Consider the following 24939-nt stretch of genomic DNA (forward strand, 5'->3'; position numbering starts at 1 on the left):
AATACGGGTCGTATGTCGGCTGTGTTCCCAAAGGACGACTTTGAAACTCGGTACCTCTCTGCTGGTAGGCGCGGCGGGTTTGGCGGTGGGGGCGTTGACCTACGCCAACCGCATCGAGCTGAATCGCATTGATGTGCAGGAGATCCCTGTGCCGCTGCGGCAGCTCGATCCCGCGTTTGATGGCTACACCATCGCGCAGATCAGCGATATTCATATGGGCGGCAGCATGACGCCCGCTCGATTAGCAGCGGCGATTGAGGTGGTCAACCGTTATGAACCGGACGTGATCGCGATCACCGGGGATTTTGCCACGCGCCGCCTGCCGCTCAACGTGAGCGATTTGATCACGCCGCTATGCCAGCTCCGCGCGAAAGATGCGCTGTTCGCCGTGCTCGGCAATCACGATTACCGCAATGCGCGCGCTGCCGTGCGCTTGGCTATTCGCAGCACCGAACTCACACCGCTGCATAACGCCGTGCAAACCATTCGCCGTGGAGACGCCGTGCTGCATTTTGCCGGGGTGGAGAGCGTGATTCTGCACCGCGCGCGCCTCGACCGCGTGCTCGACATGCTGCCTGCTGACGGCCCGGCCATTCTGCTGGCGCACGAACCGGACTTCGCGCTGGTCGCCGCCGCCACCAGGCGCTTTGCGCTGCAGCTCTCCGGGCATTCGCATGGCGGACAGGTGCGCTTGCCGTTCGCGGCCAGATTTGTGCTGCCGTCGTTTGCGCGGCGCTACGTGATGGGCCTGTATCGCGTCGGCACCATGCAGCTCTACGTGAATCGCGGCTTGGGCACGGTCGGCATTCCGTTCCGCTTCAACTGCCCGCCGGAAATCACGATTCTGCGCCTGTCCGCGCGGTGATTATCGCCTGACTCTATTGAACCTCACCCCAAGAATCTGACAGTTCTTTGCCCCTCTCCCGTGGGAGAGGGGCGGTTGAGCGGAGCGAAACGGGGTGAGGCCAAATGAGAAGTCTCTGGAAGCGAATACAGCGTAGTCAATCCCCCTGCCGCTGATACAACTGCATCCCTGCGCCGTAAAAGTCGAACGGGTACTCCGTGATCAGCGCGTACTCCGCGTTGAACGCCTCCTGCTGGGCTAGTCCCTGCCGCACGAATCCCTCCATCGTCACCAGATAATCCGGCTGTGTGTCGTAGATCAACTGCGGCGGGATGGCATAGTTCATCCCCGGCACGATCAGCGCCGCGTTGATGGGGTAGTAGCGCGTGAGTTCCGGCGTCACCAGCCCGACCGTATCGACAATCGTCGCGCGGCTGAAATAGCCGACCGCGCCAATATCGCCAGACGCGACGCGCGTTTCCGCCGTCACACCGAGGTCATTGCGCAGGTGTTCGCCCATCTGCTGATACAACAGTTCGATGGCATGCCATGCCATTTTCGGCGCGGGACGGTTCGGCCCGTGATCCGGCGTGAGCGTCCACCCACTGAGCGAAGTCACGACGCACAGCACGCCGATCCCGCCCGCGATCAGTGGCAGGGCGAACCTCTGTTTCTGAAGCGGTCGCAGCAGCGCCCACAGCCCGACGAACACGCCGACGATCAACGCGGGAAGGGGCGGCGCGTTGTACCAGCGAAACATCTGCGGATTCAGCACGGCGAAGGCGGCGAAATACACCCACGGGTACAGCAGCAGCGGCACCATCCGCCGTTCCGAGCGCAGCGCATAGCTGAACGCGAACAACGTGCACGCGAGGATCAGCACCGCGCCGATCATCACGCCGAGCGAACCGAGTAGATCGAACTGGAAGAAGGCGTTGGAGTAGGTTTGCAGCAGTTGACCGAGCGCGGCGTTTGGCTGAATGAGATAGGCGAAGCGTTTGGCCGTCACCGAATTGGGGATCGCCGTGCCGAAGTAGGCGAGGCTGAACAGCATCCACGGCAGCACGACCAGCACCGCCGCGCTCCACGTGCGCAGCGGCAGCTTACGCCGCGTGATCCACGATTCGCCCAATTGCCACACCAGCAGCGGCCCGATCCACAGCACCGAATCGACGCGCGTGAGCACGCCCAACCCTGCGCACAAGCCCATCGCAATGTCGCGCCACTTGTGCTCCGACACGACATAGAAATACGTCGCCACGATCAGCCACAGCACGACGACGCTCGTCTCCATGCCGCCGACCGCGAAGGTCACGCTCATGGGGCTGATCGCCCACAGCGCGGCGGGGAAGATCGCCACCAGTTCGCGCCCCGTGACTTTGCGCGCGATCAGGAAGATCAGCGCCGTGCTGATCGCATCGGCGAGGGCGCTCACGGTCAGCGCGTACCACGGATACGCTCCACCACCGACCACGCCGAACGCCGCCATGATCAGCGTGAACAGCGGCGTCGTCGTGCCGAGCGTGTGCACGCCCGGGTTGTACACGAAGCCGATCCCCTCGACGATATTGCGGCTGTAGCGGAACGTGATGAAGGCGTCGTCAATCGTGCGCGGGCCGGGGATGATCCGCGCCACCAGCGCGACGAGCATGAGCACAATAATCACGATGAGGGTGTGACTGCGTCGGGGCATCAGACTTTTCCAGAGAATCAAAAAGGCGCAAAGCTGAGTCTATCTTACTCGCTTTGCGCCTGCGCAAGTGTTGGGGAACGACACAGTTAGCTTTTGGCGCGTAACTCGAATTTTAAGTCTGACCGAGAAAAACACACATCGTATTCCATAAAGAAGTTTACTTGTCCAAGAATAAGAGACACGGTGGACGCGCGTGTCCAAGCGAAGGCCAACCGCACTGGAGGGAATGCACCAACGGTTGCCGATAGGATCACACCACGTGCCTCGAAATTGGCTAAGTTACCCGAAAGCTGAAATTGATGCCGCTGCGCTTCCCAGATTAATCCAAGCTGTAGCCCGATTTGAAATGGCAGTACATTGACATCTGCGCCGCTGTCAAGCAATCCCAACGTTTCCTGAACTTGGTTCTGATGCATCAATGTGATTGGTAAGAGTGGTCGTGGCGTGACTTCACCAAGCGCGTTACTGACCTTGACGTAAGGAAAAGACAGTGTTTCACTCACGTGCGCCTTGATCCTCTTCCAGCATCTGCAGCAAAATGCGCGCTGCTTCACCCGAATCGGATGGCGACCAGACTTCATACTGCGCGTTCGTCAAGACCGTCGTGTCGTCTGCGGCCAGGTCATTCACCAGTAGTTGAACGATCCGCAGTTTATCGGCACGACTTAGCCCGTGCAGCTCGTGAACGAGTTGTTCTAGGCTCATAGCCCCTCCTCAACCAAAAGGCGCAAAGCTGAGTCTATCTTACTCGCTTTGCGCCTTGAGTCCTACGTCTTGGAGCGAGGTTACGCTCGTTTGAAAAGGTTAATCCCCGCTGGTGGCGACCTGCGCTTCGGTGCTCAGGTCTTGGAGATCGCGTTCGCGTTCGCCTAACCAGTTGACCGTCGCCAGCGCCGCCGAGGCGCCCTGACCGGACGCGGTGATCGCCTGCCGGAAGTAGTTATCGTGAATCTCGCCGCCCGCGAACACGCCTTCCACGCTCGTGCGCATGAAATCATCGACAATCAGGTAGCCGAGATCATCCGTTTTGAGCTGCGTACCAAAGATGCCGCTGTTGGGGTCATACCCGGCGAAGATGAACACGCCGTCGATCAGCTTGTCTTCGGTCGCGCCCGTCTGAACGTTGCGCAGGGTCACATTCGTCACCCTGCCATCCGCGCCCTTGATCTCGTCCACAACCGTGTCATAGATGAACTTGATGCGGTCATTCTGGAAGGCGCGCGTCTGCAGCGCAACGCTCGCGCGGAGTTCGTTACGGCGATGCACCACCGTCACCGAGTTGGCGAACTTGGTCAGGAAGATCGCTTCCTGCAGCGCCGAGTCGCCGCCGCCGACCACGATGATGTCCTTGCCGCGGAAGAAGAAGCCATCGCACGTTGCGCACCACGACACGCCGCGCCCGATGAATTGATCTTCGCCGGGGATGTGCAGTTTACGCGGGTTCGCGCCAATCGTGACGATCACGGCATCCGCCATGTATTCTTCGTTCTGCGTCTTGACGTAGAACGGCGAGCCTTTGGTGAAGTCCATCGCCGTGACAATATCGTAGTCAAATTCCGCGCCGAAGCGTTCGGCCTGAGCGCGGATACGTTCCGCGAGTTCCGGCCCGGTGATCCCTTCCGGGAAGCCGGGGAAGTTATCGACATCATGCGTGGTGGCGATCTGGCCGCCAAGCTGCGTGCCGGTGATGACAACCGTGCTCAATTGGGCACGAGCCGTATAGATGGCCGCGGTCAAACCCGCTGGTCCCGACCCGATGATTAACACACGTACCTTGCGCATACCCTATCCTCTAAGAAGCTGTCAAACCCTGGTTTTCGGCGCGAATAATCGCCAGTAATGCCTCGTACTCTTCGCGGCAGTCGGGGCAGCACATCAGGTGCTCCTCGACCGCTGGCAGCAGATCCCGCGCATCCGCGCCGCTGGCTACCAGTTCCGCGAAACAATTAAACTGTGAGCCACACGTCTCGCAGTCAATGATCGTATCCAGATGGGCATCAAAAATACAATCGACTAGTTTACGCAGTTGATCATCCACCGCGTTCCCCCAACGTTCCGATTTTCGTATCTATAGGATCGGACGCCAACCGACAGGGCAATCTTACCGCAACCACGGCAGCGTATTCGTCGGCGGCGCACACGAGAATCATAACCTGAAATGAGCGAATGCGTTGGAGGAGGTAACGCGTGGAAAAATCCTAGGGCGTGCTCATGGTGCTTTGCCCTCTCCCAAGGGAGAGGGCGGTTGCGCGCAGCGCAACGGGTGAGGTTCGCCTACTCCGCGCCGACCGGGCGCAGTTCCTTCGCCTCGATCTCCGGGGGACTGTCCGCCGTTTCCGGGAGATAATCCGGGCGTTCACTTTCGATATAGCGCACCCGGGGCAGCGCGTAGACCAGCGCCGTGGTGATCAGCAGGCCCGCGCCCGCCAGTATAATGATCAAGCCCATGCCCGCGCCCGGTTGACTGCCGACCAGCGGCGCGAAGACGGCCCAGCCCGGCGTATTGACCGCGGGTTCGAACACGTTGTCGACCAGCGGCCCCACCAGCAGGTAGGACAAGGGCATGAAGAACATGGTCATCTGACCGAGCGCGGCGAACACACGCCCTTGAATATCCGGCGGGACTTTAGCCTGCATCAGGGAGGTGGCCGACGCATTGACCATCGGCGCGGTCAGCGTCATCAGCACCAGCGTCACGCCGAGCAGCACGGGCGTCTGCGCGCTGCCCACGCCGATCATAAACAGACTGCTGATCAGAATGCCGCCCATAATCGTGTGAATGCGCGGGCGCGTGCCGCCCCACACGCCGATGATGATCGCGCCGATGATCATGCCAAAATCAGCGACCGCCTGCAGCAGACCCATCGTCGCTTCGCTGCCCGTGCGCGCCAGCAGATAGGGCGTTAAGAGCATCCCCGCGCCCGCGAACAGGAAGTTCACCAGCGAAATGTGCAGTGTGAGCATGAATAGGTTGCGCCACGACCACATATACTTCAGCCCGCCGACCATCTCTTTCCAGACCGTGCCCTGCATCTGCCTGCCGATTTCGGTCTGCGTGGGGCGTGGGATGCGCATGAACATGACGACGACCGCCGCGACAGCAAATGTCACCAGGTCGAGGCCGATGATCCCGTTCAGGCCGATCAGCGCGTACAGCGCACCCGTGAGCGCTGGCGCGAGCACGCCCGCCAGCGGCCCGGTGAGTGTTTGCAGCGCATTCGCCCGGTCGCGCTGATCATCCGGCACGAGCATGGTGACTGCCGCGGTGAAGGCGGGTGACTGGAACACGCCAAACCACGACTTGATGAAGGCGATGATATACAGATGCCAGATCTGGAAGCCGCCGGAGAGGAAACTGACGAGCAGGATGACCGTGCCGAGCGCTTGCCCCGCGTCCGAGAGCATCATCACGTAACGGCGATCCCAGCGATCCGCCAGCACGCCCGCGAAGCTTGCGCCGATGATCTGCGGCAGAATGGTGAAGACCGAGACGAGCGCCAGCGGCGTGACATCGCCGGTCTGGTTGTAGATGTAGATGCTCAACGCCAGATCGGTCATGCGCGACCCGATCAGCGAGAAGGTCTGCGTGAAGATGAGCGTGTAGAACGTCCGCAGATTGCGTGTGGCGTCCATCCGATTTCCCCCGACATGTGTGTGATGTCTGGTATTACGGATGAACGCCGAATTTGTTCTAAAATCGAAAGAATCTCCGCCAAAAGTCGGAGAACAACCTGAAATTTATGTCAGTTATGGATAAGCGTCGGTTGGTGCCTACCCCTCACCCCCCACCCCCTCTCCCACGCAAGCGGGGAGAGGGGAGACCGACAGCGCTTTTGCTGTCTCCCCCTCCCTAACTGACGTGAAATTAGGGTTTCAAATACCCGTTGGTCTTGCCATTGAGCAGCGGCGGCGACTTCTTGACGACCGCATCGACCAGCCCGTACTCGACTGCCTTCGCCGCGTCGAGGTAGGTATCGCGTTCCATGTCGCGTTCCAGCACGTCGCGCGGTTGCCCGGTATGGCGCTGGAAAATATCGAGCAGGCGGTTCTTCAGCCGCTGGAACTCGTTGGCGGCGATCATCATGTCCGTGACCTGCCCCTGCATTCCGCCGAGCGGTTGGTGCATGTGGATCGTCGCGTTCGGCAGGGCAAAGCGCTGGCCGTGTGCCCCGCTGATCAGCAGCGTCGTGCCGAAGCTGGCCGTCATGCCGACCGCCGTCGTGCTCACGGGCGCGTTCAGTTCCTGCATCGCATCGTAGATCGCCAGACCGGAGTACACCTCGCCGCCGGGAGAATGGATGTACATCTGGATCGGGCGTTCCGGGTCTTCCCGGTTGAGGTAGAGCAGTTGCGCGACGATCAGGTTAGCGACGGGCGCGTTGATGTCTGATCCGAGGATCACCATGCGCTCTTTGAGCAGCAGCGAATAGATGTCGAAGGCGCGTTCGCCATAACTGGTCTGTTCCACCACCATCGGGACGAGATTGAAGAGATTCATAGCTCACGTTCCTCTCTGATTTGATCCCATGTCCAGCCGCTGGGCCGGGGTTATCGTCGTTCCGCGTGTAGGGGCAGACCTATGTGTCTGCCCGTTTTGGGCGCACACACAGGTGCGCCCCTACATCCGTTCGTGGATCTCTTTTGAGAACCTACTTTGGGTTACGATGACCCCTGTTCCACCACCGCCAGCGTTGGGATCGGCTGTTGATACCGTCGATACAGCGCGACCAACGCGGCGATCTGCACGTCCATGAGCCAATGATCGCCACCACCCAGTCCAGAGATCGTCGTGGTGAGGCTCATCATGGGCAGCGTTTCGCGCAGATGTTCGCGGGCGTACTGCAAGCGCTTCTTGACCGTCGTCAGCGGGAGCGCTAACCCCTGCGCGATCTCATCCAGCGAGTAGCCGTAGCCGTAGAACAGCTCGGTGACTTCGCGCTCGTGGCGCGGCAGGCGCTTGACCGCCCCCCAGACCTGATCGCGCCGTTCGCGCTCTTCGGCACCACGTGCGGGGTCGGCCTCATGCGGCGCGGGCGCGTCGTCGTCCATCGGGCTGATCTCCGGCGTGTGGCGGCGCGTCATGCGGCTGCACTCGCTGAGCACGATCCGCTTGAGCCACGCGGCAAACGCGACCGGTTCGCGCAGTTGATCGAGCTTGCGATACGCCGTGAGGAACGCTTCCTGCGCGGCATCCTCGGCGGCCTGCTCATCGCCGAGCACGTTGAACGCCCATGCGCGCGCCGCCGCGCCGAACCGTTCAATCAGCGCGTTGAAGGCGTCACGGTCGCCGCCCTGCGCCGCTTCTACCCACCGTACATAGGACTGCATGTCTTTACCCTCGTGACTCACGCTCTACCTATAAAGAGCCAGTATAGGCGCAAAAGGTGACAAAATTTCTTTTGCGGTACAATGCTCATATATTGGATGGTCATTTTGTGAAACGCTGAGGCTCTCGCCCTATGCCCAACATCAACATGAATGTCAATCTCAAAGTGGTGGTGCTGGATACCGACTACTACGCGCTGCAATCCATCAACAGCTATCTGGCGTGGGATCGGCGCACGCGCGTGACGCTGATGGCGCAGTCGCTGGATGAGCTCTGGGCGTACATCAATCGGGTGGGCGTGGCGGAGCAGCCGAATGTGATCGTCGTCGATGCGGATCATGTCGGCGGGGCGAGTGCCTTGCAGACCATGCTGGAACATCTGCGCCGCCGCATCAAAAAAGTCATGGTGATCTGCTTGGTGCGCGCTGCGGACCCCGCCTTGATGGAAGCGGCGGCGGCGGGTGGCGCGCGCGGTTACTTCGTCAAATCGGAGGTCGGCTCGCAGATCGCGTGGGCGATTGTCTACGCGCTCGACCGCGAGTTCACCCTCAGCCGCGGTATCGAACGGCGTGGCGCGGATCATCCCCGTTTACGGGCCGCGGATCGCCTGCCGCAGCAGCGCCAATTCCCCGAATTGACCGGGCGCATCCGGCAGGCCATTGAGCTGTGCGTGCTGCGTGGTATGCCCGCGCAGTTGGCCGCCGACGAAATGGGCATCAGCCTGCACACTATCCGCTCGTATATCAAAGAGGGCTACCGCATCCTCGAAGCCCACGACGACACTCATTTCCCCGACGATTTTTCGCCGCAGGAACGCGCGTTCATGCGCCTGACGAGCTTTGTCAAAGACGAAGGCGCGTAAACGCGCTTCAGCAGCAGTCTGAATACTCGCAATTTCACTCGTAGGGGCGCACGGCCGTGCGCCCCTGCAACCTCATATTCGGCTGTTTACCGGATACAACACTCGAGTAGGTTTCGAAAGTTTCCGTGTAGGGGCAGACCGATGTGTCTGCCCGTTTTCGGGTGCACACACAGGTGCGCCCCAACATCCGTTCACGGCGTTCTTTCGAGACCAGGCTTCAGTCGATTCGCACGAGTTAGCAGTCGAAGACGAACCAGCAGTAGGCGTTGCGCAGCCGTTGATCATCGAGCACGAGTTCACGGATCGCGTCGGGAAGCTGCGTGCGCTGCCACTGGCATTCCCGGCGACCCGCCTCTATTTGCATTTCTTTGGGAGCCGCCGCTCGAACCGCGCGAATCGCATAGGCCGCAGCGCCGAGTTCGTGCGCGGCGACATGCGCCACGGCGGCGGCTTGTCCGGCGGCGTAAGCGGCTTCCCGCGCCGCCCCACGCAGTTCCCGTGCTGCGCCCATCGCGTGTCCGCCGAGCGCCCGGGCTTCCATCATCGGCAGCTCACCGCGTACCCACGCGCGCGCCGCGTCAATGGCCTGGCGCGGACGGTCATCACCGGGCTGCATTTGCTCGAAGAAGGGCAAAACATGTTCGGCGCAGACCGCTGCCCACAGCGCTAACAGACGATGATCGGCGTCCTGTAAGGAGCCACCCCGCCGCACGGTGATCAACCGCGGATCCCGAATCGGGCTGAAGATCACAGGTCTACCCTTCGTGCCGAAAAAGCCCCTTTCACCCCCCTCACCCTGCGGGGAGGGGTGCTCCGACACCGTTGCTGTCTCCCCCCTAAAACGGGGAGAGGGGTGACAGGGGTAGGTTCTTGCTGTCTCCCTCCTGAGCATTCGTCTGAGGACAGCACACCTTAACCGGTCGGGGAACCATTAAGGCGCCTGTTTGAGGAAAACAGATGACGGGGAGGCACCCTCGTCCAGTGAAACAGTCCGGCGGACGCCCCTCGTCCCTACAGGTCCCTCGATTGGAAGTCCTGTTTCCTAGGGCAAGCTGAATTCGAGGACCCCGGTCAGGGGGCCAGAGAAGGGTTATCCGTAACTCACGTTAGTCTCAACATCCTCGGCGCGCCCTGCTCGTGAAGCGCTCAGGCGCCTTTACGGCAGATCGGGCAGCGCTTTGCGGTACAGCCACGCGTCGAAGAAATCCGTGTAATCTTCCCCGGTGACCTCGTTGACGACGGCGATGAAATCCTCGGTGGTGGCGTTGCCGTACTGGTAGCGTTCCAACCATGTGCGGGCAATGGCGAAGAAATCGGCATCGCCCACTTCCAGGCGCAGCGCGTGGAGCGTCATGCCGCCGCGTTCGTACACGCTGTAGTTGAGCACATCCTCGGCGGGCGGGTCGCCGGGCGGGGGATATGTTTCGCTGTCTTCCGCGGCATACTCGTAAATCGTCGCGACCCACTCGTCGAAGGCGTCCGTGCCGTGCGCGTGCTCGATCCACAAGCCTTCGCAGTACGTCGCCCAGCCCTCATGCAGCCAGATGTCGCGCCAATCGGCGATGGTCACGCTGTTGCCAAACCACTGGTGCGACAGTTCGTGCGCGACGAACAGCTCCATTTCCAGCGGATCGGTGTCGGTGAAGATGTCGCTGCCGAACAGCGAGAGCGTTTGACTTTCAATTGCGCTCTCTGTGGTAGTGTTCACGACGACCGCGCCGTACACGTCGAACGGGTACGCCCCGAACAGGCTTTCATAGAAGTCGAGCATTTCACCCTGTCGGGCGATCACGCGGCGCGCGTCGGCGGGGATGCCCGCGTCGAAATAGTTGCGGATCGGCACGCCGTTCCCGCTCACAGCTTCGACCAGCTCGAAGCGCGCAATATTGATCGTCGTCAGGTAGCTCGCCATTGGCGCGTTCACAGCGCTGATGGTCGTGGTCGTGTCGCCGTTGTCGATGATTTCGCTGACAACGCCATTGGTCGCGACCGTGTACGGCTCGGGCACGGTGATCGCCAGCGTGTACAAGGCTTTATCCAGCGGATGATCGTTGACCGGATAGAAGCTGGCGGCGCCATCTGGTTCGCTCATGACGAAGATGCCGTCGCCGTAATTGATCCAACCCGTTAACCCCGCAAAGCCCTGCGACTGCATCTCCTCCGGCACGCCCGCATAGTGGATTGTCGCCGTGAACTTGCTCCCGGTGACCAGCACGGTTTCCGGCGTGATGGTGAGTTCTTGTCCGGCGCGGCTGACCTCAGCGGGCGCGTGCTCCACCGTCGCCTCGAGCACGTCGAAGCCGACCAGATCGAGATTGAAGCTGCTGAGATCGGCGGTGGCAATCGCATCGATGGTGACCACCCCGTCAAGTGTGCCCGCCTCCGGGTCAACCGTCAGATTGAGATCGTACAACTGCACATCGTACCCGCCGTTGCCGAATTCAGGGTAGCGCGAGTCGCCGATGCCGGGCGCGCCCGGTTGGGCGTCCTGCGCGACAGCGGGCGTCACGATGAGTAAGAGAGCAGTGATGAGGAAAAACGCTGAACGCAGGGACATCGTGTGACCTCTCTACGGCATCCACATTTCGATGAATTGTACGCTGTCTACCCAATCACCATTCACGGCCAGTTCCCAATGAAAGTGCGGGCCGCTCGTGCGTCCGGTGTCGCCCGTCGTGCCGATCACCTGCCCTTTTTCGACGTCCAACCCGCGCGTCACATGCGTCGTCGAGAAGTGCGCGTAGCCCGTGAACACCCCGTACCCGTGATCGATCAGCACATAGTTGCCGCGAATCGGCAGCGTCCCGGCGAAGACGACGCGCCCCGCCGCCGCCGCCAGCACGGGCTGCCCCAGTGTCGTGCGTATGTCCCACCCGGTGTGGCGCGTGTTCAGCGTGCCATTGAACGTGCGGAACGCGCCGAATGGCGAGGTGAGCGCGGCGGGAATCGGCAGTTGGAAGCCCGTCTCATCCCAGCGGCGTTCCTGCTCATAGCCGCTGATGATGCTCTCTAACCGCGCCAGTTCGTTTTGTTCCGTCTCCGTGTCGAGCAGATAGCCTTTGTCCGGCGCGAGCGTCACCTGCTGGCGGATGAAGCTGCCCTGCACGATCTCCACATTCGCTTCGAGCGTCGCCCGCGTGCCGTCGGTGAACGTGACGTAGACCGCGAGCGCGTTCTCGCGTCCGGTCGCCTGTTCCATACCCGTCGCAATCAGGCCGTAAAAGTCGTCGTCAATCGGGAAGAAGTCGATCAGGTCGCCAAGGAACAGCGCCCGCGCATTGGCGATGTCATTGCCGACCACGCGCATTAACGCGGTCGTCCCCTGCGGCAGCACCTGAAAGAAGAAATGCAGTTGGGCGCGGTCGTTTTCCGCAATCAGGAAGGAGGCTGGGCGCGCGCCGCGCGTGGGCAGCGGGATCGGCGTTCCGGCGACCGCATCCAACCCGGATTCATCGGTGGGCGGCGGTTGATCCTGCGCGCGCAGCGGCAGGACGATGAAGGTGAGCAGGACGAGTAGGAGCGACAGCAGGCGGGTTAAGCGGTTCAAGCGCGTGATCCTCAAGTCGGGCGGTCTGCGCTTTATGATTCCCCATGCCCTGCCGGATTGCAACGGGCGACTGCCTGACGCTGCTGACATAGGGTTGTCACACGCGGGTGATAAGCTGAGATCAGGTTGGGAGAGTGAAGGAGAAATTGGACCATGACACACATGACTCTGCTGCGCGGCGTGGCGACGATCAGCTTTTACGCGGACGATGTGGCGGCGGCGAAAAAATGGTACAGCGAATTATTAGGGTTGGAGCCGTACTTTCAACGCCCGGATGCGGTCAACCCAGCCTATGTCGAATTCCGCCTCGGCGATTACCAGCACGAACTCGGCATCATCGACCGCCGCTACCAGCCGCCAGCGGCGGCGGGTGGCGTGGGCGGCGCGGTTGTGTTCTGGCACGTCGATGACATCGAAGCGGCCCTGACCCGCGTCAAGGGGATGGGCGCGACCGAATATGAGCCGTTGATCAAGCGCGAAGCGGGCTTTATCACGGCCTCGGTGCTCGATCCGTTCGGCAACATCCTCGGCCTGATGTACAACCCACATTACCTCAAGGTGCTGGGGGAGAGGCAATCAGTCTAGACGCGATGTGGGAATTTGGCCTCACCCCTAAATAGCATTGTCCGGTACTCAGATTGTCTTACCTCACCCTCATCCTCTCTCCTCACCATTCTGAGAGAGGTGTTTGAGGGGTGAGGCTAAACACAATGCTGCGCGGATCAGCCGCTGCGCGCGGGACGGTAGCGCTGATACAGCACGCCCGTGGGCAGCAGCTCGGACGAGACGAGTGTCAGGTTGACGCGCTTGCCGTCTGGCCACAGGCGCTTCCCCGTCCCCAGCACCAGCGGATACACGTGCAGCACGTATTCATCCACGAGGTCGTGTTCGATCAACGTATGCGCGAGCACGCTGCTGCCATCCAGCATGATATTTTTGCCTTCGGCCTGTTTGAGTTCGCGCACCGTTTCGACCACGTTCTGGCGGATCAGCGTCGAATTGCGCCACGCCTGCGCCGACGAGAGCGTCGTCGAAACGACATACTTGTTCAAGGCGTTCATGGTATCGCCAAACGGATCGTCCACCATTGGCTCAAACGCGCCGCCGTGAATTTCCCAAGTCTTGCGCCCGAGCAGGAGGGTGTCGGTGTGCGTCATCGCCTCGAAAAAGTGCTGACCAATGGAGTCATGCCAGTAGGGAAACGTCCACCCACCGTGCAGAAAACCGCCGTCCAAATCTTCATCCTGGCCACCCGGCGCTTGAATCACGCCGTCGAGCGTGATGAACTCCGCGATCATCAACTGTCGCATGCTGTCTCCTCCACATCAGGTCTTATGCGGACTCATGTGTCGATCACGGGTCTGTGTGAAAGCGAGCCGCAGGTTCGCGCTTGATCACCGCCTCCACGTTGACCGGGCGTGTCGGCGCGCCAGTGATGTTGGCGGCGGTTGCCCCCTCCTCCACGTCGAGTTGAAACACGGGCTGGCCAACCTCTGAACCGTTGAACGCCACCACCATTTCAAAGGCGGGATATGTCTCGATCATCCCCTCGAAGCGCACGGTGGCGGCGTTGTTATCCGCGCTCAGCCGGATGGTGATCGTTCCGTACAGGTCGACATTCGGCGCGAGCTTGACGTTGGCGACCGTCAGGCAGGGGTTCTTGGCGCTCGCCTTGAGATCAATACTGAACGTGCCGTCCGCTTCCGCCGCGACGAAATTCTCAAAGTGCATATGGTTGGTGTCGCCGTGCTGGCGGCACTTCTCCTCACCGCTGGTACAGTCGATCTCGACCGTCTCGTGGCAGTGGTGAAACTCGTAGACCACTTTCTTTTTCTGCACATCGATTTCGACTTCGGAGTGCAGACGCGACTGGGCATGCACATTATTGCTAAAAGTGCGGTCGTCGGTGAGAAAGCAGCGATTCACCACCCACAGCGTCGTCAGCATGGTTTTCCCGGCGTGTTTCCCGGCAGGTACCGTCTCCGCCCCTGTATAGGTGGAAGGAATAAATGCGTTCACCCACAGCTTAATTGTATGAATGCGCCCATTCGTCATTGGTCGATCCGTCATGTCTGCTCCCGATCTGGGCAACCGCCTGCCCACAGCACAGATCACCGGCTCATCCACAAGGACGAACGGTGCGGCGCGGCTGCTTCTATTTCATTTTACATTGCATTCATTATCGAGCGCCTGCGGGAACGCTGCCTGAGCAGTAGATAAGCATCTGGTGACAGGCACAGACTATGCTATAATCCGCCGCCGTAAGGCATATTGAAGGCGACGAACAATGCAAATGAAAACGGCGGAAAAACGCTCGACGCCCAGCGCGAAACGTCTGACGTTGAGCGTGTTGATCCCCTGTTACAATGAGCGCGATACGATTGAACCCGTGCTGGATCGCGTCGAAGCGGTGGGGCTGGCCGACGAAATCATCATCGTGGATGACGGTTCCACGGATGGGACGCTTGAGGTGCTGCGCCAGATTGAAGCGCAGAACCGCCCGCACGTGAAGATCGTCTATCACCCACAGAACGCAGGTAAAGGCGCGGCGCTCGTCACCGCGTTCAAGCACGCGACCAGCGACATTTTCCTCATTCAGGACGCCGATTTCGAATACGACCCGCGCGAATACCCGGTGCTGCTGCGTCCGCTCGAAGAAGGCATCTCCAAAGTGGTGTACGGTTCGCGCTTCCTCGGCGGCCCGCGCAAGGCGATGAACTTCTGGAACATGGTCGCCAACAAGTCGCTGACCTTGACGACCAACATCCTCTACAACTCCATCCTCAGCGATATGGAGACGTGCTACAAGGTCTTCCGCCGCGAAGTCGTCGAGGGGATGGTGATCCACGCCAAGCGCTTTGAATTTGAGCCGGAATTCACGGCGAAGGTACTCAAGCAGGGCATTCGCATCTACGAAGTGCCGATCTCGTACAACGGACGCGAATGGACGGAAGGCAAGAAGATTAAGTGGACGGATGCGCCGATTGCGCTCTGGACGCTGATCAAGTACCGCTTTGTCAACTAATTGACGCGCTCACTGCAAACATACGCGCTCTATCTCCACATCCTCGCATTTCTAATCGTCCTCGCCATCGGCGCGGGGGCGGTGCTGGTGCCCGGTGCGCAGACGACGAACGTCCAACTGAACACCAGTTCCATCTATCTGGCGGTTGATCGCAGCGTGGTGTTTGCGCCCGGCGCCTGTGTGAACGTCGAATGGCGGGTCGACGGCGTGCGGGAAGTCTATTTCGATAATCAGCCGACCATCGGTCAAGACGCGCAGCAGGTGTGCTTACAGAGCGAGACGACGCCCGCGCTCCGGGTGGTCTTGGTCGATGGCAGCGTCAACGAATATACACTCCCAGTTCAGTTTTTCATCCACCAGCCGCTGGCGCTGTTTCTGCTGTTGGCCAGTATTGGTATCGGCATCTCGCTGCTGGCACTGCTGGTACTCCCCCACCATCGACCCCACGTCCGGAGCACAGCACTCACCACCCAACCAGCGGCAGTCGGCTGGTTCCAACGCATGCTGGTGACAGTTGGCGCGGTCACCTTAGGGGTGATCGGCACCGCGCTCAGCCTGGAACTGGCGCTGCGCTTCATCTTCACCAACTTTGGCACCGAATCAGATCGCATCAGTTACATCTACACCCGCGAAGAAGTCAACGAACTCAACCGCTCGGCGGTCGTGCTGCCGTTTATCGGTTACACCTTGAATCCAGTTCGTCGACATTTGGCGCCACCGAAGACACCGACACCTATCCGGCGTGGCTGCAGCGTATTCTGCGGGAAGACTATGGCCTGACCAACGTCGAGGTGATCAATGCGGGCGTGCAGGGCTACACGACATGGCACACGCTCAGCAACTTCGAATTCCGCATGCTGGAGCTTGATCCGGATCTGATCATCTTTTACCAGTCCGTGATTGATATTTCAGGGCGCGCCGCCAACCCGGATTGTTACCGGGGTGCCAACCTCCTGCGCGGGCTCGACCCACGGAATGTGATGGTGAGCACGTATAACCAGGGGACGTTCAGTATCAGCACGCTGTACCGCTTCCTCACGATTAAGCTGGGTCTGGAACGTGATCCCGCCGATCCGAGTTCGAGCGCGTCGGAGACCTACATCACGTGCGGTGACGGGCAGACCTATGCGGACGCCGAAGCGTATGCGCTCAACCCGCCGGTGTACTACGAACGCAACCTGCGCAGCCTGATCGGGATCGCGCAGATTCAGGGCGTCGATTTGCTGCTCAGCACGTGGGCCTACGACCGCGCTGATCCCAACGCGGTTCCCGAATGGCGGGCGGCGGCGGATGAACAGAATGCGATCGTCACCCGCTTAGCGGACCAGTACGATCTCCCCTACATTGATTTCGCAACCGTGGCGCCCGAAGGGATTGCGCTGTGGGTCGATCACCTGCACCTGAACGGCGAAGGTTCGCGCCTGCAGGCCGAAGCCTATGCGGCGTATCTGGTCGAACAGGGGATCATTCCTGCGTCGTGAGGACGCGATCCTCATCTTGAAAGCGCTTACCCGCTCTGCTAGAATGCCGTTATGGGTGCAGACCCAAATTTCACACGCCCGGACTCGGCGGCGTGTTGTCGCGTAGAGCGATGATCCGCCGGGGGTGAACGGCGTGCTTGTACACAAACACGAACCCTTTAGGAGAATGCAATGCCCACGCAAGTCACTATGAAGGCGCTTCTCGAAACGGGCGTCCACTTCGGTCACCGCACGACCAAATGGAACCCGAAGATGAAGCCGTACATCTTCACCGAACGCAACGGTATCCACATCATTGACCTGCAGCAGACGCTGGTCAACCTCAACAGCTATGCCGACATGCTGCGCGACAAGACGCAAAAAGGCGGCACGGTGCTGTTCGTCGGCACGAAGCGGCAGGCGCAGGACGCCATCGCCCGCGAAGCCGAACGCTGCGGCATGCCCTACGTCAACACCCGCTGGTTGGGCGGCACGCTGACCAACTGGAAGACCATTAAGGATCGTATCGAAGCGCTCAAGAAGCTGGAAAAGCGCCGCGACAATGGCGAATTCGAACTGCTGTCGAAGCGTGAAGCGCAGGTCCTGAACACCAAGATCACCAAGCTGCAGGAACGCCTCGGCGGTATCCGCAACATGAAGAAGCTGCCCGACGTGCTGCTGGTCATCGACACCATGCGCGAAGTCACGGCGGTCAAGGAAGCAAACACGCTCAAGATTCCGGTGATGGCGCTGGCGGATACCAACAGCAACCCGGATACGATTGACTACGTCATCCCGGCAAACGACGACGCGGTGCGCGCGATCAAGCTGCTCATCGGGGCGCTGGCAGATGCCATCCTCGAAGGCCAGCAGATGCGCAAGCCCGATGACTTCTGTCAGGACGGCGACAGCGGCGCCCCGGTGTTTGAAGCGGCGAGCAAATACGACGAAGTCGAAGACGATGAAGCGCTGCTGGGCGCGTCGACGCTGGCGAAGCTCCGCAACTCCAAGCTGTTTGAAGAAGAAACTGAGGAATAAACTCTATGGCGATCACCGCACAACAGGTCAAAGACTTGCGCGAAATGACGGGCGCGGGTCCCCTCGATTGCAAGAAAGCGTTGGAAAGCACCAACGGCGATGTTGAAAAAGCCGCCGCGTTCCTGCGTGAGAAGGGTCTGGCGAAGGCGGCCAAGAAGCTCAACGCCGGTCGTTCGATGAACGAAGGCTTGATCGAAAGCTACCTGCACTTCACCAAGCGCCTCGGCGTGATGGTCGAAGTCAACTGCGAAACCGACTTCGTCGCCAACACGGACGCCTTCAAGAAGTTCGCCAAGGAAGTCGCGCTGCACATTGCGAACCTGAACCCGCAGTATGTGAAGCGTGAAGATGTGCCCGCCGACCTGGTCGAAAGCGAACGTCAGGTGCTGCTGGCGCGCACGCTCAACGAAGGCAAGAAGCCGGAAGTCGCGGAAAAGATCGTCGCTGGTCGCCTCGACAAGTTCTATCAGGACATCGTCCTCATGGAACAGCCGTGGCTGAAGGATGACAACAAGACCATCAGCCAACTGCTGGCGGAAACTGTCGCAGAAGTCGGCGAAAGCATCGAAATTCGCCGTTTCGCGCGTTTCGAAATCAGCACGCCGGTCGACGTACCCGAATAACCGATGCTCGGACGACCGCGACATACCGTTTTCTAGTGTTAACGAAGGGGATGAACATTTCGTGTTCATCCCCTTTTTTATGCCCACAGGAGGCAAGGCGATGCAAGAGAAACCCGTCTATAACCGGATCATGCTGAAGATGAGCGGTGAGGCGCTGGCAGGGGATCATGGCTACGGCATTGATCCGGATCGCGCGGAGGAAATTTGCGAGAAGGTCAAGGGCATCCACGACCTCGGCGTTCAGATCGCCATCGTCATCGGCGGGGGGAACATCTGGCGCGGCGCTCAAGGCGTGGCGCGCGGGATGGAACAGAGCACCGCCGACCATATCGGCATGATCGCCACCGTCATGAACGGACTAGCGCTGCAGGACGCGCTCGAACGACTGGGGGGCAAAACCCGCGTGCAGACCGCCATCGAAATGAAAGCGGTCGCCGAGCCGTATATCCGACTGCGCGCCATTCGCCACATGGAAAAAGGCCGCGTGGTGATCATCGCGGGCGGCACGGGCAACCCCTACTTCACCACCGATACTGCCGCGGCGCTGCGCGCGGTGGAAGTGAACGCGGAGATCGTCATCAAGGCGACCAAGGTCAACGGCGTGTATTCGGCAGACCCCAAGAAGTTCCCGGATGCGACCCGTTACGAAACGCTCAGCTACAAGCAGGTGCTGACGGATCGCTTGCAGGTGATGGATATGACCGCCTTCACCCTGTGCGAAGAGAACAAGATGCCCATCCTCGTACTGGATCTGTGGTCGGGCGACGACCTCAAGCGCGCCGTGCTCGGCGATCACAGCGTGGGCACACTCATTCAGGCGTAAGCGCACAAGATCAGCCTCATCCCCAACCCCTCTCCTAGAGGAGAGGGGAGACAACACCGCTCGCCAAACCGAGCGCGTTTTCGTAGGGACGCGATTTATCGCGTCCGCTGGCGAGTGGAAAGGCTTTGAGGGGTGCTTTTTGAACACCCTTTTGCCTCGCCCCGCCAAAACCCGCATATCAAAACCCCCGGCTGATACAATTTAACCTGCTGCAAATTATGATTAATCACAGGCTAGTCCGAGATTTGGTTCGCTTTAACATCCGATCAATCCGGCGCATGAACTCATGATTAACACCCTTCGTAGATTCTGCCCGCTGCACCCCGTACAATGCACAGTAGTGCTGCAAGCACACCCTTTTTTATTCCAAATTTGAGCGGAGTACAGGACAGTGATCGCACCTCTTTTGATTGCGCTGCGCGAAGGACTCGAAGCCTCGCTGATCGTCGGCATCGTGTTGAGCTACCTGCGCAAGACGAACCAGATGCGTTATCAACGCTATGCCTGGGCAGGGGTTCTGGCGGCCATCGCCGTGAGCGTGCTGGTCGCGCTGGGGATTCAAGCGGTGGGCGCGGAATTGGAAGGCCGCGCCGAGGAAATCTTCGAAGGCGTGATGATGCTGATCGCCGTGGCCGTGCTGACGTGGATGATCTTCTGGATGCGCTCGCAGGCGCGTACGCTGAAGGGCAGCCTCGAAACCGAACTCGCCGCCGTCCGCACCAGCCCACGCGGGCTGTTCAGCGTGACGTTCTTTGCGGTCGTGCGCGAAGGCGTCGAGATGGCGCTGCTGCTGGCGGCAACCGCGTTCACGATCAACGGGCAGGAAACCCTCATCGGCTCGCTGATCGGCTTAGCCGTCGCCGCGCTGATCGGTGCGCTGGTCTATGCGTCGAGCATTCGCCTGAATCTGCGCCACTTCTTCAGCGTAACGAGCGTGCTGCTGCTGTTGTTCGCGGCGGGGATGTTCGCCAGCGCGCTGCACGAGTTTCAAGAGGCGGGGCTGCTGCCGACGATCATCGAGCAGGTGTGGGATACCAATGGGTTGCTCGCCGTTGAGTCGCCGCTCGGCAGTCTGTTGAAGACGCTCTTTGGCTACAACAGCACGCCGTCGCTGGTCGACGTGATCGGCTATGCGGCGTACTGGTTGTTCGCGCTGACGGTCATGCCGTGGCTCATCGACCGCTCGCTGAAGGCGAAGGCTCAGGCCGACACCGTCCCCGCACCGTTCACGCCGACGACCGCGTAACCCAGCGTTTAGCGGCGCATCCCCTCTCCACCCGGAGAGGGGATTGAATGATGAGGTTGTCTCTACGGACGCCAATCGGGGGCGATATCATCGCCGTCCGTATTCGTGATTTGACGGACGTTCGACCCATCGGCATTCATGCTGTAGAGGTCGCGATCGCCGTCGCGATCCGAGCTAAAGACGATGTGACTGCCATCGGGTGACCACGCCGCCTGATAATCTTCCCCTTCACGGTCAGTGAGGTTTTGCAGCGCCGTCCCATCTGCCCGCATAACGTAGATCTCTGCATCTGCGAAAAACCCCCGGGTGAACAGAATCTGCTGGCCGTCGGGCGACCAGGTGGCACTGTAATCCAGTGACCCTTCCATTGTCAGTTGGTACGCGCCGGTACCGTCCGCGTTCATGATGGCGATCCCGTCATCGGAGAGGTAAAGAATTCGGCGGCCATCCGGCGACCACTGCGCGGATGAATTGAGCGCATTGTCGAAGGTCAACTGCTGGAGGTTCGTCCCATCCACGCCAACGGTGTAGATCTCGTCGTCACCATCGCGGTTCGAGGTAAAACCGAGACGTCGATCCTGGGTTAGCCACGCGGGCGCGTAATCATCTGCCTGATTGATTGTGAGCTGGCGCTGATTCTCCCCAGAGGCATCCATGAGGTAGATTTCCCAATTGTCCACGCGATAAGCAGCAAAGGTAATTTGCTCTCCGTCCGGCGACCAAGCCGGATAATCATCTACGCCTGACTCATCAGTGAGCTGGCGCACGTTCGTGCCGTCCAGATGCGTCACATAGAGGTCGTAATCTCCATCGCGATTCGACACGAACACAATTTCAGCCCGTCCGCCGCCGTTCGGCGTGGGCGCTTGCGCGGTGAGCGTCGCGTCGCGATTCTGGCGCAGGCGTTCATAGGTTTGCGTGGCATCACGGGTGGCGGTCGCGGTATTCGTCGCCGTGAATGTGCCGGTCGGTCTGGGCGTCCATGCATCGGCGGTGCGCGTCACATCGAGCCAGACTTCCGTTTCGGGATTCGGCGGCTCGGTGTCGGATGGGGCAATCGTTGGTTCGGGTGAGGCCGTATGAGTCGCGGTCGCGGTCGCCGCATCGACGATGACCGCGTTCGTGTTCGTCAGCGTCAGCGTTGGTGTTGACGCGACTTCGTCCGGGTTGGGCAGCAGTGACGGCAGCAAGAGGGCAGCGACGATCACGATCACGAGGAGCGCAGCGCCAAACGGCAGCAAACTGCGCGAGCGGCGCTGGCTGACAATGGGCGGCGGGGAGGAAACGGGCGGTGTGCTGGTCGGCGTCACGACCGGGATGCGCTCAATCGTCGGGGCGGAGCCCTGCGCGACCTGCACCGCTTTGGCCACATCGGCGCCGCGATCAGCGCGCCGCGTCACGCCCACTTCTTCCAGCGCGTCGAGGAACGTGTCGGGCGGCAGCACCCAGCCGCGCACATCGACAAACTGCGTCGCGAGGTAGGGTGGGAAGATGTAGTCTTCCGCGCGCAGGGGGATGATCGGCAGGCGCTTGAATTCGGCGTATTCGCGTTCGCGCCGCACCCAGCGGCTCTCCCATGCGCCCTTGGTCATGATGACGACGACCGCCGCCGCGCGATCCAGCCCATCTTCGAAGATCGCACGTTCCCATTCCGACCCAAAGTCGATGCGGTCGTCGATCCATACGTCGAAGCCGCGCGCGATCAAATGATCGGCGAGCTGGCGCGCGTAGGCACGGCTGCTGTCTTTGTGATAGGAGATGAACACGTGCGCCATCGGGACTCCGAATAGATTATTTTTTCAGGACGCGGCGGGAGGTAACAAGTCCGCCCCTCAATAGCGTTGTGCGGTACTCAGAGGATCTTACCCCACCCCCGACCCTTCCCCGAATTCAGGGAGGGGAGACAGGAAAGGCCGTTTTCTCCCCTCTCCCCGCTTGCGTGGGAGAGGGGTCGGGGGTGAGGGGCACAAAATGGTTTACGGGTTCAGTCCCAGATAATGCAGCCACGCATTGAGCAGCAGGCGATTGTTGTACGCGCTGATCAGCCGCTCAATTTCGGCGGGATTGCTGCCGAGCTGCATTTGCAGCGCGTTGATCAGATCCTGCATGTAGTTGATGAGCAGGTTGGACGGCGTCGACGCGCAGGCAGGCGTTTGCAGCGTAGCCACATTGCTGGCGGCGGCAGCCATCGTGTCCTGATTCTGGCGGATCTGCGGCGGTGGCATCGTCTCCGGGTTGACGGCAAGGTAAGCGTCAAGCAGCGTATCGCGCTGCGCCTTGGCCGCCTGATACCATGCCGATGCGCCGCACGACGCGCCGCTGTCCGCCCCAATGCCGCTGGCGAGCGGTGAGCCATCCGTCGCGATGCCTGCGCGCCAGAGTCCGGCGTGTGCTTGCGCATAAGCGTCGCCAGCCATCAGCATGAGGCTGCGCGCACCGGGCAGGTCACTGTTGTTGACCGCTTCGAAGGCACGAATCTGGAGGTCATAACCATTGACGAAGGCCGTCCGCACCGGATCGACACAGGGTACGAGCACAGCAGCCTGCGCAGCATCACGGCGCACGCGCATCTGCTGCAGGGTCGCCAGCAGCGTCTGCGGCGGCTGTTCAATCGACAGTGCGGCGAAGGTCGCATAGATGGCGGATTGATCCTCCCACCAGTCGGCCATTTCCGTGCACGCGGTGACCGGCGTCGGCGGGATCACGGTGACATTCTCCGACGTCGCCGTGGGCACAGGTACGGGCTGGCCACCGGCGGTGTCCGTGGTCGGCGCGGCAGCGGCGGCGACTTCCGTCGGCGGCGGCTGTGTCGGCACGCTGACCGGGGCATCAGTGGGCGGCACGCTCGTCGGCAGCAGGCTAATCACGGGGACGCTGGCGCGCGAGAAGTCGATGATCTCGACGATGCCCGCCGCGCTCAGGCCAAAGGTGATGCCCACGCCAATCAGCAGGAAGATCAGCACGGAGACCAGCGCGATGCCGATCACGCGGAAAATGCCGCCGATGAAGCTGACATTCCCCGGCACCCCGGACGGACGCTTCTCGCGGGGCTGATCCTCAGCGTCGTCCTCGGCAGGCGCGACATCGTCGAGGAACCCGCGTTCGTCGCCGAGTTCCTCCTCGCTGCCAAAATCGCTGCGCAGGGAATCGAGGCCGTCGTCCTCGTCTTTTCCGCGTTTATACATATTCTCTTCTTCCTTCTTGTGTGCCGTAATCTAAGCCCAATCGGAAGCGCTGCCCATAGGCGCGGAGCATGGGCACGCCGAACAACAGCAGGACGACCAGCGCGTACATGAACAGTGACGCGCCGCCGCCTGCAAAGACTGGTGCCGTCGCGAACAGCGTCGAGGGCGCGTTGCCCAGCGCATGCACGCCGACCACCAGAAACAGGTTATCGGTGCGGAGATAGATGATGGTGTACAGGAAACCCCAGCCGAGCAGGAGCAGTAGATCTGGCGCGATCTGGTCGAGCGACATGCCGAGATACAGGCGATTCGGGATGTGCGAGAGCGCGAACACCCCCTGCGAGATCAGAATCGCCGCGCCCAAACGCCACCACGGGCGATGCCGCCAGCCGTCGAGATGCAGGTAGATCTGCGGGAACAGGAAGCCGCGGTACGCAATCTCTTCGAACAGCGCGTTGCCGATCACCTGCGCGAGGATCAGGCCGATCATCATGTTGGCGTTGCTCACCCATTCCGGGTTCAGTGTGACCGCGCCGTAGGTCAGCAGGCTGAAGACCAGATGCACGATCTGCGCCATGGCCCAGAAGCCAAACGTGTAGATAATGCCCATCGGGATATGCGACGGGATCAGGCCGACGTCGTAGGGGCGCAGCCGCCCACGTTGCAGAATCATCCAACCGACGAGCAGGCCGATGAACACCACATTGACCAGCAGTGATCCGGTCAACAGACCGCCGGTCGCCGACGCCAGCGGGCTAAAAGGCATTCCCGGCGAAAAACACCAGATTGACGACCGCCGCCAGCGCAAAATGCACCCCGATGAACGCCATTAAAATTCTGCGTTGTGTCTTGCGAATGCTCAACGTTATCCCCGAACAGCAAAAGAGGCGAAGCACCATGCTTCGCCTCCCCGTATTTTACCGCAACTTTGAATCTGCGTGACGGGATTTACCTGAATGGTTGAGCGGTGGGTTGTCAGCCACGGGGTTGTCAGGGGAAGGCAATCAATTGTAGGGACAAGGCATGAGGGTATTTAAAGTATCGCCTATGGGATGCTGTAAGTAGTAGCGATCAGTGGACGCGATCAAGAGGATGTCCAAAAAAGACGTTTCATACCACCCCTCACCCGGCGGGCTGCGCAAGCCGTCCCGCTCCCACGTCAACGGGGAGCGGGATACAACTGCATTTCTCCCCTTCTCCTCGCTTGTGCGGGAGTAGGGGTCGGGGGTTGAGGGGCTGATTAGACACCCTCTTGATCGCGTCCCTA

The 24939-nt window shown here is 60.6% G+C and carries 27 protein-coding genes; 10 read left to right on the top strand and 17 right to left on the bottom strand.

The annotated features are described in order from the left end of the window. The first annotated feature begins 40 nt into the window (after positions 1-40). Positions 41-865, top strand: coding sequence for a metallophosphoesterase (locus IPK17_RS39815; protein ID WP_343423319.1), 825 nt, complete (start codon positions 41-43; stop codon positions 863-865). Between the two features lie 136 nt (positions 866-1001). On the opposite strand, the gene IPK17_RS39820 is transcribed toward IPK17_RS39815, so the two are convergent. The 8 genes from IPK17_RS39820 to IPK17_RS39855 all read right to left on the bottom strand — a co-directional run bounded on the left by IPK17_RS39820 (position 1002) and on the right by IPK17_RS39855 (position 7865). Next, the gene (locus IPK17_RS39820) at positions 1002-2537 is read right to left on the bottom strand and encodes a DUF8728 domain-containing protein (protein ID WP_343423320.1); all 1536 of its coding nucleotides are present in this window, start codon (positions 2535-2537) and stop codon (positions 1002-1004) included. 86 nt (positions 2538-2623) lie between these two features. Further along, the gene (locus tag IPK17_RS39825) at positions 2624-3040 is read right to left on the bottom strand and encodes a retroviral-like aspartic protease (RefSeq protein WP_343423321.1); all 417 of its coding nucleotides are present in this window, start codon (positions 3038-3040) and stop codon (positions 2624-2626) included. Further along, positions 3033-3242 (bottom strand): hypothetical protein, encoded by a 210-nt coding sequence (locus tag IPK17_RS39830; RefSeq protein ID WP_343423322.1) that lies wholly within the window; start codon positions 3240-3242, stop codon positions 3033-3035. The genes IPK17_RS39825 and IPK17_RS39830 overlap by 8 nt, the downstream gene beginning before the upstream one ends. Before the next feature lie 99 nt (positions 3243-3341). Then, the gene (trxB, locus tag IPK17_RS39835) at positions 3342-4319 is read right to left on the bottom strand and encodes a thioredoxin-disulfide reductase (protein WP_343423323.1); all 978 of its coding nucleotides are present in this window, start codon (positions 4317-4319) and stop codon (positions 3342-3344) included. 10 nt (positions 4320-4329) lie between these two features. Then, positions 4330-4575, bottom strand: coding sequence for a hypothetical protein (locus IPK17_RS39840; protein ID WP_343423324.1), 246 nt, complete (start codon positions 4573-4575; stop codon positions 4330-4332). Positions 4576-4811: 236 nt separating this feature from the next. Continuing rightward, positions 4812-6170 carry an MFS transporter gene (locus IPK17_RS39845; RefSeq protein WP_343423325.1) on the bottom strand — a complete coding sequence of 453 codons (1359 nt, stop codon included), beginning with the start codon at positions 6168-6170 and terminating at the stop codon, positions 4812-4814. 232 nt (positions 6171-6402) lie between these two features. After that, positions 6403-7035: a ClpP family protease gene (locus IPK17_RS39850; RefSeq protein WP_343423326.1), complete on the bottom strand. Its 633-nt coding sequence runs from the start codon at positions 7033-7035 to the stop codon at positions 6403-6405. A gap of 161 nt (positions 7036-7196) precedes the next feature. Then, positions 7197-7865: an RNA polymerase sigma factor gene (locus IPK17_RS39855; RefSeq protein WP_343423327.1), complete on the bottom strand. Its 669-nt coding sequence runs from the start codon at positions 7863-7865 to the stop codon at positions 7197-7199. 131 nt (positions 7866-7996) lie between these two features. On the opposite strand from IPK17_RS39855, the gene IPK17_RS39860 reads away from it, so the two are divergent. Beyond that, positions 7997-8725: a helix-turn-helix transcriptional regulator gene (locus IPK17_RS39860; protein WP_343423328.1), complete on the top strand. Its 729-nt coding sequence runs from the start codon at positions 7997-7999 to the stop codon at positions 8723-8725. A 235-nt stretch (positions 8726-8960) separates the two neighbouring features. Here the strand turns inward: IPK17_RS39860 and IPK17_RS39865 are convergent, their stop codons facing one another. The 3 genes from IPK17_RS39865 to IPK17_RS39875 all read right to left on the bottom strand — a co-directional run bounded on the left by IPK17_RS39865 (position 8961) and on the right by IPK17_RS39875 (position 12272). Further along, positions 8961-9476: a putative immunity protein gene (locus tag IPK17_RS39865; protein ID WP_343423329.1), complete on the bottom strand. Its 516-nt coding sequence runs from the start codon at positions 9474-9476 to the stop codon at positions 8961-8963. A 405-nt stretch (positions 9477-9881) separates the two neighbouring features. Beyond that, positions 9882-11282 carry a M1 family metallopeptidase gene (locus tag IPK17_RS39870; RefSeq protein ID WP_343423330.1) on the bottom strand — a complete coding sequence of 467 codons (1401 nt, stop codon included), beginning with the start codon at positions 11280-11282 and terminating at the stop codon, positions 9882-9884. Between the two features lie 12 nt (positions 11283-11294). After that, positions 11295-12272, bottom strand: coding sequence for a M23 family metallopeptidase (locus IPK17_RS39875; RefSeq protein ID WP_343423331.1), 978 nt, complete (start codon positions 12270-12272; stop codon positions 11295-11297). 153 nt (positions 12273-12425) lie between these two features. Here IPK17_RS39875 and IPK17_RS39880 point away from each other — a divergent pair, with 153 nt between their 5' ends. After that, entirely contained in the window at positions 12426-12857 is a 432-nt protein-coding gene (locus IPK17_RS39880) for a VOC family protein (protein ID WP_502750099.1), read from the top strand. A gap of 137 nt (positions 12858-12994) precedes the next feature. On the opposite strand, the gene IPK17_RS39885 is transcribed toward IPK17_RS39880, so the two are convergent. Together IPK17_RS39885 and IPK17_RS39890 are read right to left on the bottom strand one after the other, a co-directional pair. After that, on the bottom strand, positions 12995-13582 hold the full coding sequence (locus tag IPK17_RS39885; RefSeq protein ID WP_343423332.1) for a dihydrofolate reductase family protein: 588 nt from the start codon (positions 13580-13582) through the stop codon (positions 12995-12997). Positions 13583-13625: 43 nt separating this feature from the next. Next, entirely contained in the window at positions 13626-14342 is a 717-nt protein-coding gene (locus IPK17_RS39890; protein ID WP_343423333.1) for a DUF3238 domain-containing protein, read from the bottom strand. A 217-nt stretch (positions 14343-14559) separates the two neighbouring features. Here IPK17_RS39890 and IPK17_RS39895 point away from each other — a divergent pair, with 217 nt between their 5' ends. The 7 genes from IPK17_RS39895 to efeU all read left to right on the top strand — a co-directional run bounded on the left by IPK17_RS39895 (position 14560) and on the right by efeU (position 20487). Continuing rightward, on the top strand, positions 14560-15297 hold the full coding sequence (locus IPK17_RS39895) for a glycosyltransferase family 2 protein (RefSeq protein WP_343423334.1): 738 nt from the start codon (positions 14560-14562) through the stop codon (positions 15295-15297). Further along, positions 15298-16077: a hypothetical protein gene (locus IPK17_RS39900; RefSeq protein WP_343423359.1), complete on the top strand. Its 780-nt coding sequence runs from the start codon at positions 15298-15300 to the stop codon at positions 16075-16077. Next, positions 16056-16778, top strand: a complete 723-nt coding sequence (locus tag IPK17_RS39905; protein ID WP_343423358.1) for an SGNH/GDSL hydrolase family protein — start codon at positions 16056-16058, stop codon at positions 16776-16778. The genes IPK17_RS39900 and IPK17_RS39905 overlap by 22 nt, the downstream gene beginning before the upstream one ends. 171 nt (positions 16779-16949) lie before the next feature. Beyond that, positions 16950-17795 carry a 30S ribosomal protein S2 gene (gene rpsB, locus IPK17_RS39910; RefSeq protein WP_343423335.1) on the top strand — a complete coding sequence of 282 codons (846 nt, stop codon included), beginning with the start codon at positions 16950-16952 and terminating at the stop codon, positions 17793-17795. A gap of 5 nt (positions 17796-17800) precedes the next feature. Further along, the gene (gene tsf / locus IPK17_RS39915; RefSeq protein ID WP_343423336.1) at positions 17801-18418 is read left to right on the top strand and encodes a translation elongation factor Ts; all 618 of its coding nucleotides are present in this window, start codon (positions 17801-17803) and stop codon (positions 18416-18418) included. Positions 18419-18518: 100 nt separating this feature from the next. Continuing rightward, entirely contained in the window at positions 18519-19241 is a 723-nt protein-coding gene (gene pyrH, locus IPK17_RS39920; RefSeq protein WP_343423337.1) for a UMP kinase, read from the top strand. Positions 19242-19632: 391 nt separating this feature from the next. Beyond that, a complete protein-coding gene (gene efeU, locus IPK17_RS39925) occupies positions 19633-20487 on the top strand; it encodes an iron uptake transporter permease EfeU (RefSeq protein ID WP_343423338.1) in 855 nt (284 codons plus the stop codon). Positions 20488-20549: 62 nt separating this feature from the next. Here the strand turns inward: efeU and IPK17_RS39930 are convergent, their stop codons facing one another. From IPK17_RS39930 to IPK17_RS39945, 4 genes are all read right to left on the bottom strand, one after another. Continuing rightward, positions 20550-22262 (bottom strand): TIR domain-containing protein, encoded by a 1713-nt coding sequence (locus tag IPK17_RS39930; RefSeq protein WP_343423339.1) that lies wholly within the window; start codon positions 22260-22262, stop codon positions 20550-20552. Between the two features lie 201 nt (positions 22263-22463). Then, positions 22464-23672 carry a hypothetical protein gene (locus IPK17_RS39935; RefSeq protein WP_343423340.1) on the bottom strand — a complete coding sequence of 403 codons (1209 nt, stop codon included), beginning with the start codon at positions 23670-23672 and terminating at the stop codon, positions 22464-22466. Further along, on the bottom strand, positions 23665-24438 hold the full coding sequence (locus IPK17_RS39940; protein ID WP_343423341.1) for a CPBP family intramembrane glutamic endopeptidase: 774 nt from the start codon (positions 24436-24438) through the stop codon (positions 23665-23667). The genes IPK17_RS39935 and IPK17_RS39940 overlap by 8 nt, the downstream gene beginning before the upstream one ends. Beyond that, entirely contained in the window at positions 24428-24571 is a 144-nt protein-coding gene (locus IPK17_RS39945) for a hypothetical protein (protein WP_343423342.1), read from the bottom strand. Before IPK17_RS39945 ends, IPK17_RS39940 begins: the two co-directional genes overlap by 11 nt. Positions 24572-24939 lie beyond the last annotated feature (368 nt).

The sequence above is a fragment of the Candidatus Flexifilum breve genome (assembly GCF_016713355.1).

Bases quoted from the DNA above. Each gene is read 5' to 3' on its own strand.
- IPK17_RS39930 (WP_343423339.1), bottom strand. From the start codon at position 22,262: ATGGCGCACGTGTTCATCTCCTATCACAAAGACAGCAGCCGTGCCTAC.
- pyrH (WP_343423337.1), top strand. From the start codon at position 18,519: ATGCAAGAGAAACCCGTCTATAACCGGATCATGCTGAAGATGAGCGGT.
- IPK17_RS39820 (WP_343423320.1), bottom strand. From the start codon at position 2,537: ATGCCCCGACGCAGTCACACCCTCATCGTGATTATTGTGCTCATGCTC.
- rpsB (WP_343423335.1), top strand. From the start codon at position 16,950: ATGCCCACGCAAGTCACTATGAAGGCGCTTCTCGAAACGGGCGTCCAC.
- IPK17_RS39890 (WP_343423333.1), bottom strand. From the start codon at position 14,342: ATGACGGATCGACCAATGACGAATGGGCGCATTCATACAATTAAGCTG.
- IPK17_RS39945 (WP_343423342.1), bottom strand. From the start codon at position 24,571: ATGGTGCTTCGCCTCTTTTGCTGTTCGGGGATAACGTTGAGCATTCGC.
- IPK17_RS39895 (WP_343423334.1), top strand. From the start codon at position 14,560: ATGCAAATGAAAACGGCGGAAAAACGCTCGACGCCCAGCGCGAAACGT.
- IPK17_RS39850 (WP_343423326.1), bottom strand. From the start codon at position 7,035: ATGAATCTCTTCAATCTCGTCCCGATGGTGGTGGAACAGACCAGTTAT.
- tsf (WP_343423336.1), top strand. From the start codon at position 17,801: ATGGCGATCACCGCACAACAGGTCAAAGACTTGCGCGAAATGACGGGC.
- IPK17_RS39870 (WP_343423330.1), bottom strand. From the start codon at position 11,282: ATGTCCCTGCGTTCAGCGTTTTTCCTCATCACTGCTCTCTTACTCATC.
- trxB (WP_343423323.1), bottom strand. From the start codon at position 4,319: ATGCGCAAGGTACGTGTGTTAATCATCGGGTCGGGACCAGCGGGTTTG.
- IPK17_RS39860 (WP_343423328.1), top strand. From the start codon at position 7,997: ATGCCCAACATCAACATGAATGTCAATCTCAAAGTGGTGGTGCTGGAT.
- IPK17_RS39885 (WP_343423332.1), bottom strand. From the start codon at position 13,582: ATGCGACAGTTGATGATCGCGGAGTTCATCACGCTCGACGGCGTGATT.
- IPK17_RS39855 (WP_343423327.1), bottom strand. From the start codon at position 7,865: ATGCAGTCCTATGTACGGTGGGTAGAAGCGGCGCAGGGCGGCGACCGT.
- IPK17_RS39845 (WP_343423325.1), bottom strand. From the start codon at position 6,170: ATGGACGCCACACGCAATCTGCGGACGTTCTACACGCTCATCTTCACG.
- IPK17_RS39935 (WP_343423340.1), bottom strand. From the start codon at position 23,672: ATGTATAAACGCGGAAAAGACGAGGACGACGGCCTCGATTCCCTGCGC.
- IPK17_RS39940 (WP_343423341.1), bottom strand. From the start codon at position 24,438: ATGCCTTTTAGCCCGCTGGCGTCGGCGACCGGCGGTCTGTTGACCGGA.
- IPK17_RS39830 (WP_343423322.1), bottom strand. From the start codon at position 3,242: ATGAGCCTAGAACAACTCGTTCACGAGCTGCACGGGCTAAGTCGTGCC.
- IPK17_RS39880 (WP_502750099.1), top strand. From the start codon at position 12,426: ATGACACACATGACTCTGCTGCGCGGCGTGGCGACGATCAGCTTTTAC.